14 protein-coding genes, 1 riboswitch and 1 other annotated feature are annotated in these 13,680 nt (G+C 35.2%); of the genes, 2 read left to right on the top strand and 12 right to left on the bottom strand.

Annotated features, from left to right (window positions below; genetic code table 11):
- Nucleotides 1-141: 141 nt before the first annotated feature.
- From tyrS to ACW0JX_RS24845, 5 genes are all read right to left on the bottom strand, one after another.
- Nucleotides 142-1,404 (bottom strand): tyrosine--tRNA ligase, encoded by a 1,263-nt coding sequence (gene tyrS, locus ACW0JX_RS24825; protein WP_075719252.1) that lies wholly within the window; start codon nt 1,402-1,404, stop codon nt 142-144.
- A 56-nt stretch (nt 1,405-1,460) separates the two neighbouring features.
- Nucleotides 1,461-1,676: a binding site (T-box leader), on the bottom strand.
- 97 nt (nt 1,677-1,773) lie between these two features.
- Nucleotides 1,774-2,691, bottom strand: coding sequence for a UDP-N-acetylmuramate dehydrogenase (gene murB / locus ACW0JX_RS24830; RefSeq protein ID WP_001057106.1), 918 nt, complete (start codon nt 2,689-2,691; stop codon nt 1,774-1,776).
- 383 nt (nt 2,692-3,074) lie between these two features.
- Nucleotides 3,075-3,470, bottom strand: coding sequence for an SET domain-containing protein (locus ACW0JX_RS24835; protein WP_000573647.1), 396 nt, complete (start codon nt 3,468-3,470; stop codon nt 3,075-3,077).
- Nucleotides 3,471-3,678: 208 nt separating this feature from the next.
- Entirely contained in the window at nt 3,679-5,181 is a 1,503-nt protein-coding gene (locus tag ACW0JX_RS24840) for a DUF4077 domain-containing protein (RefSeq protein ID WP_095690018.1), read from the bottom strand.
- Nucleotides 5,182-5,213: 32 nt separating this feature from the next.
- Nucleotides 5,214-6,272 (bottom strand): endonuclease/exonuclease/phosphatase family protein, encoded by a 1,059-nt coding sequence (locus ACW0JX_RS24845; protein WP_053563394.1) that lies wholly within the window; start codon nt 6,270-6,272, stop codon nt 5,214-5,216.
- Between the two features lie 232 nt (nt 6,273-6,504).
- A riboswitch (Fluoride riboswitch) is annotated at nt 6,505-6,564 on the top strand.
- 54 nt (nt 6,565-6,618) lie between these two features.
- On the opposite strand from ACW0JX_RS24845, the gene crcB (ACW0JX_RS24850) reads away from it, so the two are divergent.
- Together crcB (ACW0JX_RS24850) and crcB (ACW0JX_RS24855) are read left to right on the top strand one after the other, a co-directional pair.
- Nucleotides 6,619-7,023 carry a fluoride efflux transporter CrcB gene (gene crcB, locus ACW0JX_RS24850; RefSeq protein WP_069356665.1) on the top strand — a complete coding sequence of 135 codons (405 nt, stop codon included), beginning with the start codon at nt 6,619-6,621 and terminating at the stop codon, nt 7,021-7,023.
- Entirely contained in the window at nt 7,020-7,376 is a 357-nt protein-coding gene (crcB, locus tag ACW0JX_RS24855; protein WP_000568579.1) for a fluoride efflux transporter CrcB, read from the top strand. Before crcB (ACW0JX_RS24850) ends, crcB (ACW0JX_RS24855) begins: the two co-directional genes overlap by 4 nt.
- A 29-nt stretch (nt 7,377-7,405) precedes the next feature.
- On the opposite strand, the gene ACW0JX_RS24860 is transcribed toward crcB (ACW0JX_RS24855), so the two are convergent.
- The 7 genes from ACW0JX_RS24860 to ACW0JX_RS24890 all read right to left on the bottom strand — a co-directional run bounded on the left by ACW0JX_RS24860 (nt 7,406) and on the right by ACW0JX_RS24890 (nt 13,369).
- Nucleotides 7,406-7,645, bottom strand: coding sequence for a DUF3947 family protein (locus tag ACW0JX_RS24860; RefSeq protein ID WP_029443564.1), 240 nt, complete (start codon nt 7,643-7,645; stop codon nt 7,406-7,408).
- Nucleotides 7,646-7,723: 78 nt separating this feature from the next.
- Nucleotides 7,724-7,957: a DUF3955 domain-containing protein gene (locus ACW0JX_RS24865; RefSeq protein ID WP_095690016.1), complete on the bottom strand. Its 234-nt coding sequence runs from the start codon at nt 7,955-7,957 to the stop codon at nt 7,724-7,726.
- Between the two features lie 159 nt (nt 7,958-8,116).
- The gene (locus ACW0JX_RS24870) at nt 8,117-9,310 is read right to left on the bottom strand and encodes an MFS transporter (protein WP_459245175.1); all 1,194 of its coding nucleotides are present in this window, start codon (nt 9,308-9,310) and stop codon (nt 8,117-8,119) included.
- A 5-nt stretch (nt 9,311-9,315) separates the two neighbouring features.
- Nucleotides 9,316-10,863, bottom strand: a complete 1,548-nt coding sequence (locus ACW0JX_RS24875; protein WP_459245176.1) for an ABC-F family ATP-binding cassette domain-containing protein — start codon at nt 10,861-10,863, stop codon at nt 9,316-9,318.
- A gap of 437 nt (nt 10,864-11,300) precedes the next feature.
- Nucleotides 11,301-11,816: a spermidine N1-acetyltransferase gene (speG, locus tag ACW0JX_RS24880; protein ID WP_090978101.1), complete on the bottom strand. Its 516-nt coding sequence runs from the start codon at nt 11,814-11,816 to the stop codon at nt 11,301-11,303.
- Between the two features lie 142 nt (nt 11,817-11,958).
- A complete protein-coding gene (psiE, locus tag ACW0JX_RS24885) occupies nt 11,959-12,363 on the bottom strand; it encodes a phosphate-starvation-inducible protein PsiE (RefSeq protein WP_000834709.1) in 405 nt (134 codons plus the stop codon).
- A gap of 49 nt (nt 12,364-12,412) precedes the next feature.
- Complete coding sequence (locus tag ACW0JX_RS24890) at nt 12,413-13,369, bottom strand: nuclease-related domain-containing protein (protein WP_459245798.1); 957 nt, start codon at nt 13,367-13,369, stop codon at nt 12,413-12,415.
- Between the last annotated feature and the right edge of the window lie 311 nt (nt 13,370-13,680).

Raw genomic sequence — 13,680 nt, forward strand, 5'->3', positions numbered from 1 at the left:
CCGTAATTTTCTCTAACTTATTTATTCGGCAGAAGAATAATATAACCCTTTTAATTATCTAAATTTACTGATTATTTTATGTCCAAATTGTGTATACGAAAAGATGGAAGTATTCTTCCTACTCCCATCCTTTCACACAAACTATTCGCCTAACTTCACAAGGCTGTAGTTCTTCTTCCCTTTACGAATAATAATAAATCTTCCATCAAATGAATTTTCTACAGTAACATCCGTACCCACATCTGTTACTTTTTCACCATTCATAGAAATCGCACCATTATTAATGTCTTCGCGTGCTTGTCGTCTAGATGGTTCAATTCCTAAATCGACTAGCCACTCTACGATGTTTTTCGTCTCTTTTGAAGACTGGAACGTAGGCATTTCTTTAAAGCCTTGTTCAATTTCATCAGCTGTTAACGATTTAATATCCCCGCTAAATAACGCTGCTGTAATCTTCTCAGCTTGTAATAATGCCTCTTCTCCATGAACGAATTTCGTCATTTCTTCCGCTAACACTTTTTGCGCTTCACGTTTATGAGGTTCCGCTTCTACCTTCGCTGCTAATTCATCAATACGCTCTTTCGTTAAGAACGTAAAGTATTTCAAGTATTTAATTACGTCACGGTCATCTGTATTTACCCAGAACTGGTAAAATTCAAACGGTGTCGTTTTTTCGGGATCAAGCCAAACCGCACCACCTGCTGATTTACCAAACTTCGTACCGTCCGATTTTAATAATAACGGAATCGTTAATCCGAATACTTTCGCCTCATGACCTTCTAACTTACGAATTAAATCTAAACCACTCGTAATATTTCCCCACTGGTCACTACCACCAATTTGAAGTTGAACATCCTCTTTCGTGTATAAATGATGGAAATCCAGCGCTTGCAAAATTTGGTATGTGAATTCTGTGAAAGAAATACCTGTATCTAAACGGCTTGCTACAATATCCTTCGCTAACATGCTATTGATGCTAAAGTTTTTCCCGTAATCACGTAAAAACTCAATAATATTTATTTCATGTGTCCAATCATAATTATTTACCATCTTCACTTCGCTATTTCCGCCAAAATCAAATAGCTTTTTCATTTGTGCTGTTAACGCATCTACATTATGCTGAACCACTTCTAACGTTTGAAGTTGACGCTCCGATTGTCGTCCACTCGGATCACCAATTGTTCCTGTTGCCCCGCCAATTAAAATAACAGGATGATGGCCAGCTAATTGGAATCTCTTCATCATCATAAACGGAATCAAATGTCCGATATGCATACTATCACCAGTCGGATCAACTCCGCAGTATAGTGAAATCTTTTTCTCTTCTACTAGCTTACGTAAGCCTTCTTCGTCAGTCTGCTGATTAACGGCGCCACGCCATTCTAATTCATCAATAATATTCATCTTTTGTCATCCCCTTTATTTTTTAAAAACAAAAAAGCCCCTATGTCTACGATAGACATAGGGACGATTATTCACCGTGTTACCACCCAGTTTGCATAAATAGCATAGCTACTCATACCACTCTTAGCAATAATATCGATTGCTAGTCCGCTTAGCATTACCTAAGATACTCCAGAGTGTAATTCGCAAGTTTGTTTGTGCTAGGTTCCAGCAACCCCTAGCTCTCTCGTTAACAGTGACAAACTGCTACTGGGCTCTTTCAACGTATGTTATTTGTTAAATTATTAGCCATTATATTGAATTGAAAACAAATTGTCAACAATACCCAAATATTATTTTAAAATAATTCATATCTTCATACGTATTTCGTTATTCTTTATCTTCTCCAATAATCCTTACTTCTCGCTCCAACTTCACGCCAAATTTCTCTTCAACTGTCTTTTGTACGAAGTGGATTAAATCGATGTAATCTTGTGCTGTTCCGTTATCAACATTCACCATAAATCCAGCGTGTTTTAAAGAAACTTCCACTCCACCAATTCGCTTACCTTGTAGTCCTGAGTCTTGAATTAACTTACCAGCAAAGTTATTTGGTGGACGCTTAAATACGCTACCACATGAAGGATATTCTAGAGGCTGTTTTGACTCACGCTTAAACGTTAAATCATCCATTTTTGCTTTAATTTCTTCACGTACACCTTCTTCAAGTTCAAATCTCGCTTCAAGAATAATGTAATGGTTGTTAGCAAATACACTCTTACGATATCCAAATTCAAATGCTTCTTTCGTCAAAGTACGTAGCTCTCCATCACCTGTCATTACGACAGCTTCTGTTAACACAAACGATACTTCACCACCGTAAGCACCAGCATTCATATATAACGCTCCACCAACTGAACCTGGAATACCACAAGCAAACTCAAGACCCGTTAAGTTATGGTCTAAGGCAATACGTGATACGTCAATAATTGCTGCACCACACTGTGCTACAATCGTCGTTCCTGTTACAGTAACACCTGTAATATGAATTAAACTTACTGTAATCCCGCGAATTCCACCATCTTTAATAATGACATTCGATCCATTTCCTAAAAACGTAACTGGAATATTATATTCGTTCGCATATTTGATAACTTCTTGAATTTCATCATAATTTGTAGGCGCAACAAAAACATCTGCTTTTCCGCCAACTTTAATATGCGTATGATTCTTTAACATTTCATCTTGTTTAACATGTCCTTCAGGCAATACCGTACTTAAATATTTATAAACCTCTTGCATATTCATTTTACGATTCCTCTATTTCTATATTCATTTTATCCCGTTATACGGGCCCATAATATCCCCACGTACATGAAAGAACCTAAAGTGGTGGATACAGTGTACCCAAAATCAATTCGAGACACCTATAAACCTCTTAATTTATAAGAGGTGCCACTCATATTAAAATATATATTGCATAATAAAGCAACCCAAATGGACTACTAAACTTGACATGTCATCAGAAAGACAACAATTTGTAAAATATGTGACTTTTTCAAAACACTATCCCTCAGTATCTTACTATACCATACAAAAAGAAAGTGGTATTTTTTTGTACTTTTTACTTTATTTACATCAACGAAAAAAGAGCACATCCGACAGAATGTGCTCTTTCTATACTCTTTATATTACTTTTCGTTCTCTTCTTTTTCTTTATCAAACCATAACAGCTCATCGTTATCAACTTCACCATTATAATTGATTAAAATTTCTTCTCCTGCTTTTATATCCTTATAAGCAAAGAAGTTAAACGTATGGTTCTCGAAGACAATATCATACGTTGCATTCGGTTTATATGAATGATTAAATAACATACCGTATCCTAAAAGGATTGCCGTATGATTGATCCCATACTCAAATGCGTAGTCAGCAAGTAACGTTTTCTCAATATGTTCATGCTGTTCATTCGGATAAGAGATAACTGGTGCTGCGTGTATCAACTCACCCTTTTTAATATCACGAGTTGCAAATACACCTCTATTAAATTCTCCATCACTAAGTTCAGAAGTCTTAACTTCGATCATATGCGTCACCTATATAATTCTTTCTTTGAAGTATTTTATTCCACTATTTGCGGATAGCTTGATTGGTGAGGGCTAATAATCAGTATGTACTAGTCTCACTTTATCTCCTTAAGCTTGGCAGAAAACGCGCAGAAAAGCAATTAAATTCCTATCAAGTATTCATTTCAATGAAAAAAGAGCACATCATTTGTGCTCTTTCCAAGCAATATTACTTTTCTAAAATATCTTCTAACAACTTCACTTGCTCGCTAACAGTTTGTAACGTCTTCACTGACGTATCATTTCGATGTTTTTCTTCTTCCACACTCGCTAGCACTTCTTCTGTAGCTGTAGAAGTTTGCTGAATTACGTTAGAAGCATGCGTAACATCCTTTACGATATTCGTCGTTTTAACTTGGAAACTTTCTTGATGAACAACAACCTCTCGCATTACTTCATTAATCGCATCAATAAACTTCCCTAAATCAGTTACGTTTGTTAAAACGCTTGCTAACATTTCGTTACACTCTTCTTGTACTCTTTCTGACTTCTCTACCTGCACTTCTACCTTACTTGCTTGATTACTAAACTCCTTCAAAATCCCTTGAATTCTTCCCGCAGAACGATTTGATTCTTCAGCAAGCTTTAACACTTCACTCGCTACAATAGCAAAACCTTTTCCATGCTCGCCTGCCCTCGCAGCTTCAATATTTGCATTTAAAGCTAGCAAACTCGTCTGACTTGAAATATTCGTTATTACATCTACAATTTCATTAATTTGTTTCGATTGCATCATTAAATCTCTAAATATAATTCCAGACTGTGAAACAACATCATTTAAACTTCTCATGTTAGTTTCAAAATTTCTTAGAGTATGTACACTACCTTTTGAAATTTCTAAGCTTTCATCCACACGAGCCGATGCAGTTCTTACTTGAGAGATGATTTGTTCAATATTTCCCTCCATATCATTCAATACTTCTACCGAACGATACATCATCTCTGATTGTGATTGCGTACCAACTGCCACCTCTTCAAAGGCAAAATTAATTTCACTCATCGATTCCATCGACGTGTTCATATTTTGTCTTAAATGATTGAAATTACTATCTAGTTTCACAACTGTTTCTTCAATAAGTCTTTGCGTCTCTTCTAACTCCTGAGCTTTTCTCATTACTTCTTGCTTCTCATCACTTAAACGAAGGAGCAGATTAGAACCGATTTTCGTGACGCCCCACATAGCGATTGTTACAATCGCTAACAAACTTGCGAAATTAGCAGCTTCAGATGAGGCTGTATAAGCAAAAAATTGCTCCGGCCAATAGCTACAAAGGATAAATGTGATCACAACAGCTACCCCGCCAAGAATTAAAATGAGGCGCTCACTTAAGTAAATAAGTGAAACAGCTAATGTAAAATAGACCATTTGAAATACAGCCGGGCTTTCATTAAAAGCTTGTACCATAATGTAAGACATTGTAAGCAACATAAATGTCATGATATATTTATACGCTGATTCCATACTTTTTATAAAAGTAAAAAGCGTTCCAAATACAACGACAGAAATACCACAAATCCAAAACGCTATTGCTCTCTCTGTAAAAATATATCCATAATACCCAATCGCGATTATCCCAAGGAAGAAACTACAAATCGTTATAAACAGTAATAAATGATTTTTCTGTGATTCTTTCTCAAGGTTAGAAAAACAAGTCCTCTTTAACCACTCCATATGAAGCCCCACCTTCTACTTATACATATCAATTACTTCAGTTTAAATACCGCACTTACTGGGTTATGATCGCTATTTTCAAACTTTAAATCTTTCCCTTGTACATTTACAATCTCTACATTCGGTGAAACGATAAAGCCATCAATAATAGTGACGAAATTTTCACCTTCTACATATTTCTTTACATCATCTCTCACAGTCATAACAGACGGATCTACAGCCCACTTAAAGCCACCGTCCGTAAAGTCCTTCGGTAACTCTACTAACCACTCAGGACGCTCTTTCACGAACTTCGGATCACTTAATTGAGCGTTTGAAACTAATTGATTCCAATCTCCGCCCATTATTACGTAATCACCATTTTCATAATGCTTGTTCATATATTCTTTTAAATACTCTACTTGCTGTTTTCTAATTTTCCCGCCTTCATCATAAGCAGACAAATGTAAATTTACGAGTCTAACATGTTTCCCATTATTAACAGGAATTTTATATTCCACAATTGCTCGATCTAAATCAAACAAACGCTTTGGCCAAGGCTCCATTCCAGGAAGCTGGAACCTCTTCGCTTCTTGAACAGTGTATTTAGAAAACGTACTTAATCCAGCCTCCGCATAGCCCATTGGATTTGTTATTGGCACTGGAACCCATTTCGTATCGTAGTTCTTACCAAATGATGAAACATAATCAGGTAATCCTTTTTTCAAAAATTCATGTTCATTTACATCAAATGAACGAAGTGACTTTATATCAACTTCTTGTAATAGTGCAAAATCACTATTCTCATTTTGTAAAAACGAAAGCATATTCTTTAAATTAGTTTCCGTTTGCTCTTTACTACTTGAACCAGATCCCTTTCCACCATCCATAAAGAAATCTTGGTCCTTATCTAACCCAGCATATCCAATATTAAATGTTGTAACTTTAAATTCATTTCCAGTCGCTAATACGCGCTCCTTATTATTCTCCACCTTCAAGCTTATAACATCAGCAGGCTGTTCTTTAGTAAGTGTCATATACGCTAGAAATCCTCCTACAATGCCCGCTACTACTAAAACACATATAAATACGATTTTAAAAAATTTCTTCAAATAAATGACTCCTTTTCACGCGAATTTATTTTTCTTTATTTTCAGTCAAATAAAATAAAACGACACACATAAGAAACATTTTATCATAATTAAAACCTTATATCACTATATTTAGTTGATAAGTAATCGATCCCATTTTAATTACTTAAAAAGCCTTCAGACATCAAAAAAAGAAACGTTACACCCACCTCCTCACTGGAAATTAAACGGTATATTTAGTACACTATATGTAATAATCATAGGCGATGGAGTTCGCCATAAACGCTGCTTAGCTAATGACTCCTACCAGTATACATACTGGTAGGAGTCTATTTTTTTGAGCAAGCTATTTAAAGAGGTGAGAAAATTGATTTATATTATCGTCGGCATTGCCGGTATATTAGGAGCTCTTTCTCGTTATTATTTAGGTCTTAATATCTCCACATTTTGGCATCATTCATTTCCATTAGCAACATTACTCATTAACTTAATCGGTTGCTTCTTCTTAGCGTGGCTAACTACTTATATCGCTCGGCTAAACATCTTACCTTCAGAGGTTATCACAGGCATCGGGACTGGATTCATCGGTTCCTTTACGACTTTTTCAACATTTAGTGTAGAAACTGTGCAATTGATCAATCATTCTGAGTGGAGCATAGCCTTCTTATATGTATCATGTAGCATACTTGGTGGCCTCATTATGTCTGGCCTTGGCTATACACTTGGAGATTTCTTAATTAAGAAATCTCTTACGGAAGGTGATTACTCATGATAGAAGCCTTATTAGTCGCAACAGGAGGATTTTTCGGTGCGATTACACGATTTGCAATTAGCAATTGGTTTAAGAAAAGAAATAAAACACAATTTCCAATTGCTACATTCCTTATTAATATAACAGGAGCATTTTTACTCGGATATATAATTGGCAACGGAGTTACTACAGGCTGGCAACTATTATTAGGTACTGGATTTATGGGCGCATTCACTACATTTTCTACGTTTAAATTAGAATCTGTTCAGCTTCTCAATCTTAAAAAACCGTACATCTTCCTTTTATATTTAAGTGCTACTTACATAATTGGTATCCTCTTCGCATTCCTTGGGATGAAGCTAGGTGGAATATAAAAAAAGCGACTCTATTGAGTCGCTTTCTTTCATAAGAAATATGTCCCGCCATATGGAATGGAAAATAAACCAGCTGGATGTACATCGTAATGTACAATTTGCATCGGAAGCTGTGAATACGGCATATACTGACTTTGCATCATTTGTGCTGCTTGTGCTTGCTGCTGCATGTGAATAGCCTGATACACAGCATGAATTGTTCCCTGTGCCCCTGCCCAAGTAATAGCCGATCCTACTTGTCTTCCATTATAAAAATGATGGTTCATCATGATTCATCTCACTTATTCTTTTTTTCCATATGGTATGTTTCTATTTCATAGTGAGTGTTTTGTCCCTATTGGTAGCCCCTATCTATTGCCCTTTTTCAGCTTTGAAGTAATAAATCCAAATAATAATACACCAATGCCACTAAGGAACAATACATAACTTATCGGTACTAGGAAAAAGAAAGGTTCTTCAAGGAATCCATCCGCTCCTACTTTACTGTTTGAAGCATGTATAGTTAAAGAAATAATCGCTAAAATCATTAAAGAAATAGCTACTACGTATTTATTTTTCATTTCACATTCTCCTCTACTTATGTAATTCTCCTTAAATCGTTAACATCATATTATCTAAAATAACATTAACAGTCAATAATTATTTATCGTTTAACGATAAATAATTATTGACTAGACTAATAACAAAAAGGTTTACGAAGCATCTTAAATCACTTCGCAAACCTTCTAAGTTATAAATATTTACACTTCAAACCACTTGCTTAATACAATATACATTGCGCAAAATAGCACGAATATCCCAGCATAAATTAACAAAATCTCTACACTAAACATATCCGACAATGGACCAAATATTATCATTCCTAAAGGAAGCGCGCATGAATTCGCAATTTGTACAAGGCTGAACATCCGTCCGTGCATCGATGGTTCTACTTTCTCCTGCAATAACACAGTAACTGGTGTATTGAAGCACGGCATTGTTATACCAATTAAAAGATTAAATACTAAATACATAATAAATATCGGTGCTATTCCGAGTCCAATCATAAGCAGTCCATATAATGCACAAGCTAGCGCTGTTGTATACATACGATTACGAAAGCCACCCCACGCCGCAATCAATACGCCACCAGCTGCCGCACCCGCACTAAAGGTCATCTCACTAGCAGTAAGTCTCCACATTTCGCCCCCGAAAGAACGAGTTACCATTAAAGGTGTTAAAAAAGCAGCTGGACTTATTAAAATCATGATGATAATCAATAAAACGATTAGCCTTTTAATAAATACATTTTCTTTTAAATAAGAGAATCCTTCTTTAATTCCTTGTAGATTAGATTTTTGCTTATTCTCTGCATTCACATGTCCCTCTACTTGAATGATAAGCATAATACTAATTCCAATCATAGCCGTAATAACATCAATAAAAAATGTTGTTTCAATGCTGGCAATAGAAAGAATCGCAGCACTTGCTGCTGGAGAAAGAAACATAATTAAAGATGTAATACTGCTATTTATTCCATTTACTTTCATAAGATACTCTTTCGGAACAATTTGCGGAATTAATGCATTTACAGCTGGCGTTTGTACTCCTGTTCCAGCTGAACGAATGAGTAACACAATAAAAAGTAACCAAATACTTTTATATCCTGTTAAAAATAAAATTGCTAAAACTAACGTCGCAATCGCTATAATCCCATCCGATAACATAATCATCTTTTTACGGTCATAACGATCAATCCAAACACCTGCAAACAAAGATATCGCAATTTGTGGTAGGAAACCGCAAACAGTTGAAATGGTCAACATCACTCCTGATGATGTTGTAAGGGTGATATACCATATAATCGCGTATTGCACGAGAGAGGAACCGAACAACGAAATAGTTTGAGCGGTCAAAAATAATATAATTTTCGTTTTCCAATTGTTTTCACTCATATGTTTCACACCCCCTTAACTAATCCTGTCTCTATATGAAAGATGCTATCTGCCCACTCAAGATAAAAACTCGCTTCGTGAGATACGAGGATAATGCTGCCCTTAAACTGAATTAGCGCCTTTTGCAAAGCTTCCTTCGCTTCTGCATCTAAATGATTTGTCGGCTCATCTAAAATTAAGAAGTTACAAGGTGATAGTAATAATCCGCACAGTTTCACCTTCGATTGTTCACCACCACTTAACATACGAATTTCTTGCGAAACGTGCGTATCCTTCACTCCACACGCAGCTAACTGATGGCGTATTTCCTTCATATTCAGTTTAGGAAACTGTTCTGAAATAATTTGAAGCGGCGTTAAAGAATCGTTGCTCCAATTTAAATCTTGCTCATAATATCCAATCTTTATTTGCTCTGAAAAGTGAAACTCTCCAGAAATACTAGCAATATTTCCAACGATTGTTTTTAATAAAGTAGATTTCCCTACTCCATTGAAACCTTTAATAACAAGTTTTTGCCCACCCATTACTGAAAAATTCAACTTTGGTAAGAGAGCGAAGTCGTAACCAACTTCAAGGTTATTTACTTCAAGAACTGTCTGAACTGAAATGGGAAGTTCCTGAAAATGAATAGACGGTTTATGAGTAAAACTTGGTGGCGCAATTCTTTCCATACGCTCCAATTGTTTTCGACGACCTTGCGCTATTTTTGAATTCACCCCAGCAATATTTCTACGAATATACTCTTCCGTTTTTTCAATTTTCTTTTGCTGTGCATAATATTGACGAATGTAATCTTTTCGCAAATGCTCCTTCTGCCTTACAAAATCTGAGTATTTACCGTAATACTTCTTAACTGTTCCGAACTCTACATCACATATGCAAGAAGTTACTTTTTCCAGAAAATCAAAATCATGTGACACTACAATAAACGCTCCTTCAAAATTCATTAAATAATTAGCAAGCCACTCCACATGCTCCTTATCAAGAAAATTCGTCGGTTCATCTAGTAATAAAATATTAGGCTCTTCTAATAAGAGCTTCGCTAAAATTACCTTTGCACGCTGCCCTCCGCTTAATTCACCAATAACACGATCCATCCCAATTGCATCAATACCTAAACCGGCTGCCACCTTATTCGTAATACTGTCTACTGAATAAAAATCACGAGCCTCAAGCTGCTCTTGCATTTCAGCCGCTTTTAGTAGTTGATTCTCATCTCCAGTCATCGCACTTTCTTCATATAACTTGTTCATTCTCTTTTCCATTTCATACAAATCATAAAAAGCTCTCTTTAAATATTGTGAAATGGTATAACCCTCATCAATTTCAGCGTATTGATCAAGATGCCCAATTTGAATATTAGGTTGCCACTTTATGTCTCCCTTATCAGAAATAATTTCCCCCACCAATATTTTCATTAATGTGCTTTTTCCTGCACCATTCTGCCCAACAATTCCCATATGCTCCCCTTTATGCAAATCAAAAGAAGCATTCTCGTATAATACTTTATCTATAAAACTATGTGATAAACTTTCAACTTTAAGTAAACTCATTTTTATTCCTCTTTTCCTGAAATTAAAAAAAGCAGAGAGATAGCGTCATTCGACACTAGCCCTCTGCTTCGTGGTTTTTCCTATACTACTCCAATTTACAGTAAAGACTCATCGGAATAATATACACAAAGGGCCATAGACAAAGCATTGTCTATGGCCCCTTAATCTATTTTATACACCAGCTGAAAAACCATAACGAAATAAGCATAGATAAACTATACTTTTTTAGAAAAGTTATTCAGCCGATGAATATAGGGGATTTATACCCCTTGATTAAGCTCCGTACAACGCTTCACCGTATACATTTGTGCGGAGCAAAGTTTTCTAATGAGTTTTACAAATTTTATATAAAGCATATTCTGCACCTTCCTTAATACTTAAAAGAGATTTTAGCATACGGTTTTATGAAGCGTCAACATTACTTCCGAATCTTTCAACTACTTGTTTTCAAAATATTGCTTCTGGAACATACACATTCTTATCGCATTATGATAGTTACCATCAACGAAAAACTCATCGATAAGCTCACCTTCTACCATAAATCCAACTTTTTTATAAACATGTACTGCCTTTTCATTTTCCTTATCCACCACTAAATAAAGCTTATGCATATTTAGTACGGAAAAAGCGTAATCCATCGCTAAACGCGTCGCATCCGCTGCATAACCATATCCTTGATAATTCGGATCAATAATAATTTGGAATTCTGTTCTACGATGAATATAATCGATTTCTACTAACTCAACTAACCCAACCATTTCATTGTCTTTCTCAACGATAAATCGGCGTTCGCTTTGATCATGTATATGTTTATCGTATAAGTCTTGCAGCTCCACAAATGCCTCATATGGCTCTTCAAACCAATACGACATAATATGCGCATTATTATTCAGTTCGTGTACGAACTTTAAATCTTCTCGTTCTAATGGACGTAACTTCAATTCCTGATTCATTCCTATAACCTCCAAGTAAAAGAAACCTCTTCACTTAATTTCTCAATTTTTTTCGATTTCAAACGCCCTAATTTCATTGTAAACTTTCAAGCAACTTGAAGGTCAAGATGTAAAAAAGTAGTGCAAACTTACGTCTGCACTACTACTCTTTTCTCAAATCTCTCATATTCGATATGTATAAAGCAATAACTAAAACAAGAATTGCTCCTGCGTATAATAACGTCTCCATCGGTTCCTCATGAGACACAATAATTAATCGAATTAAAGCCGTAATTCCGATATAAATAAAATAACGTAACGGGAAATGATAATTCGATTTAAAATACTTAATAATTAATGCAATGAACTCGAAGTATAAGAAATAGACGATGATACTTTCAACCAATTTATAAGACGTATACTCTTTTGACGAAAAAATATACTGCACAAACGTGATCGTCTCATTCACTAAGAAAATTGATAACACAATGGATAATATAATTAAAGCTATATTTAATATCCATTGCAAAACACTAGCTATAACATGATCGATATTAAATGACTTCATTTTCTCTTTAGACTCCCCTTCGTATAAGTACTTATTTATTATAGCAAAATTACGATTGGAAAGAAGTTAAATCATATATTCGTCCTTTGTTGTTGCCAGTGTAGGGAAGATTTAGTGTGTGGAGAATTCTGTTTACAACCATACCCGACGAAACATTGAGAAACTCTTTCAAATTACCATTCGTACATGTCTTACTAATGAGCAATGCATAATCTCGTATAGCATCCACATGTGCCACTTTTGAAAAATCTTTACAACTTGTACAACGCCAACCCTTCTTAACTTTAACCATTGGAATAACTAAGCATTTCTCACATTGTACTCCATTTAGCAACTCCTCTTTTTCTATTTTATATTGCTCAAGTATATTTTGTTGAAGTGGAGAATGCTCCGCTATTATTTGATGAATGAGCCTATCTACATTATCTATAACTTTTCTCTTATATTTACTTTCAAACCACTTTATTTTATGAGGTAAATTGGCACTATGAATAATTGTATGAAGAAGATTGTCATCTGAAGATTTTATAATGGTACGAGGCGAGCTAATAACAACGAGGGACTCAATTGGAAGACTAGAGGAAAATCCATGTGAGTTTAACCATTTCTTTAGTTGTATTTCTTGCCTTTTTATTTGTAAAACCGGATCTGGAAATCCCTCTGAATTTCCTTCTGTTATTCGGATAAGTTGATTAAACTTTGCATCAAACATTAATGTACCTGCTATATTTTTTATCTCAAGAAAAAGAAGAAACTTTGTGGAAAGGATAATAGTATCAATTTGAAAGTATTTATCATAATTACATAAGCGAACATCATGTAAAACACTATACTCTTTCTCAGAAATAAAACTAAGCGGATAATCAATCGCTTGCTCTCCTTTATACCCCGCCATGTGTTTTGCCAAGTTTTCTCCAATTAAATTTCGTTTCGTATGATGTACAGGTAACCTTCTAAGAAGTGCTTCTAACTGTCTTATATAAATCGGCATTTTTCTCTCTTTCACAATCACCTCAAACACCCCTTTACAAATATATCAACGATTTTCTCAATATATCTATCACAACTCACAATATATCAACGATTTTTCCAATATATCGATTGGTCGACAATATCTGACACTACCTCACTCCAATCACTCACAGCATATCCTAGAAAAACATCTTCAGCAAAAACTTAAAATCGCATTTCCTCATAAAAAAACATAACCCGCTCCTCCAGCAAAGGTATGGTTTTTAACCCTGCGATGCCACTCTATCTATAACCTTGCTGTGAATTCCACAAAATCCATTTGTACTTATAGCAACTTTCACTTTT

It is taken from the genome of Bacillus sp. C-3-6 (genome assembly GCF_054509685.1).

Coding starts and splice junctions, on each gene's coding strand:
- tyrS (WP_075719252.1), bottom strand. CDS start 1,404: ATGAATATTATTGATGAATTAGAATGGCGTGGCGCCGTTAATCAGCAG.
- murB (WP_001057106.1), bottom strand. CDS start 2,691: ATGAATATGCAAGAGGTTTATAAATATTTAAGTACGGTATTGCCTGAA.
- ACW0JX_RS24835 (WP_000573647.1), bottom strand. CDS start 3,470: ATGATCGAAGTTAAGACTTCTGAACTTAGTGATGGAGAATTTAATAGA.
- ACW0JX_RS24840 (WP_095690018.1), bottom strand. CDS start 5,181: ATGGAGTGGTTAAAGAGGACTTGTTTTTCTAACCTTGAGAAAGAATCA.
- crcB (WP_000568579.1), top strand. CDS start 7,020: ATGATAGAAGCCTTATTAGTCGCAACAGGAGGATTTTTCGGTGCGATT.
- ACW0JX_RS24860 (WP_029443564.1), bottom strand. CDS start 7,645: ATGATGAACCATCATTTTTATAATGGAAGACAAGTAGGATCGGCTATT.
- ACW0JX_RS24870 (WP_459245175.1), bottom strand. CDS start 9,310: ATGAGTGAAAACAATTGGAAAACGAAAATTATATTATTTTTGACCGCT.
- ACW0JX_RS24875 (WP_459245176.1), bottom strand. CDS start 10,863: ATGAGTTTACTTAAAGTTGAAAGTTTATCACATAGTTTTATAGATAAA.
- speG (WP_090978101.1), bottom strand. CDS start 11,816: ATGAATCAGGAATTGAAGTTACGTCCATTAGAACGAGAAGATTTAAAG.
- psiE (WP_000834709.1), bottom strand. CDS start 12,363: ATGAAGTCATTTAATATCGATCATGTTATAGCTAGTGTTTTGCAATGG.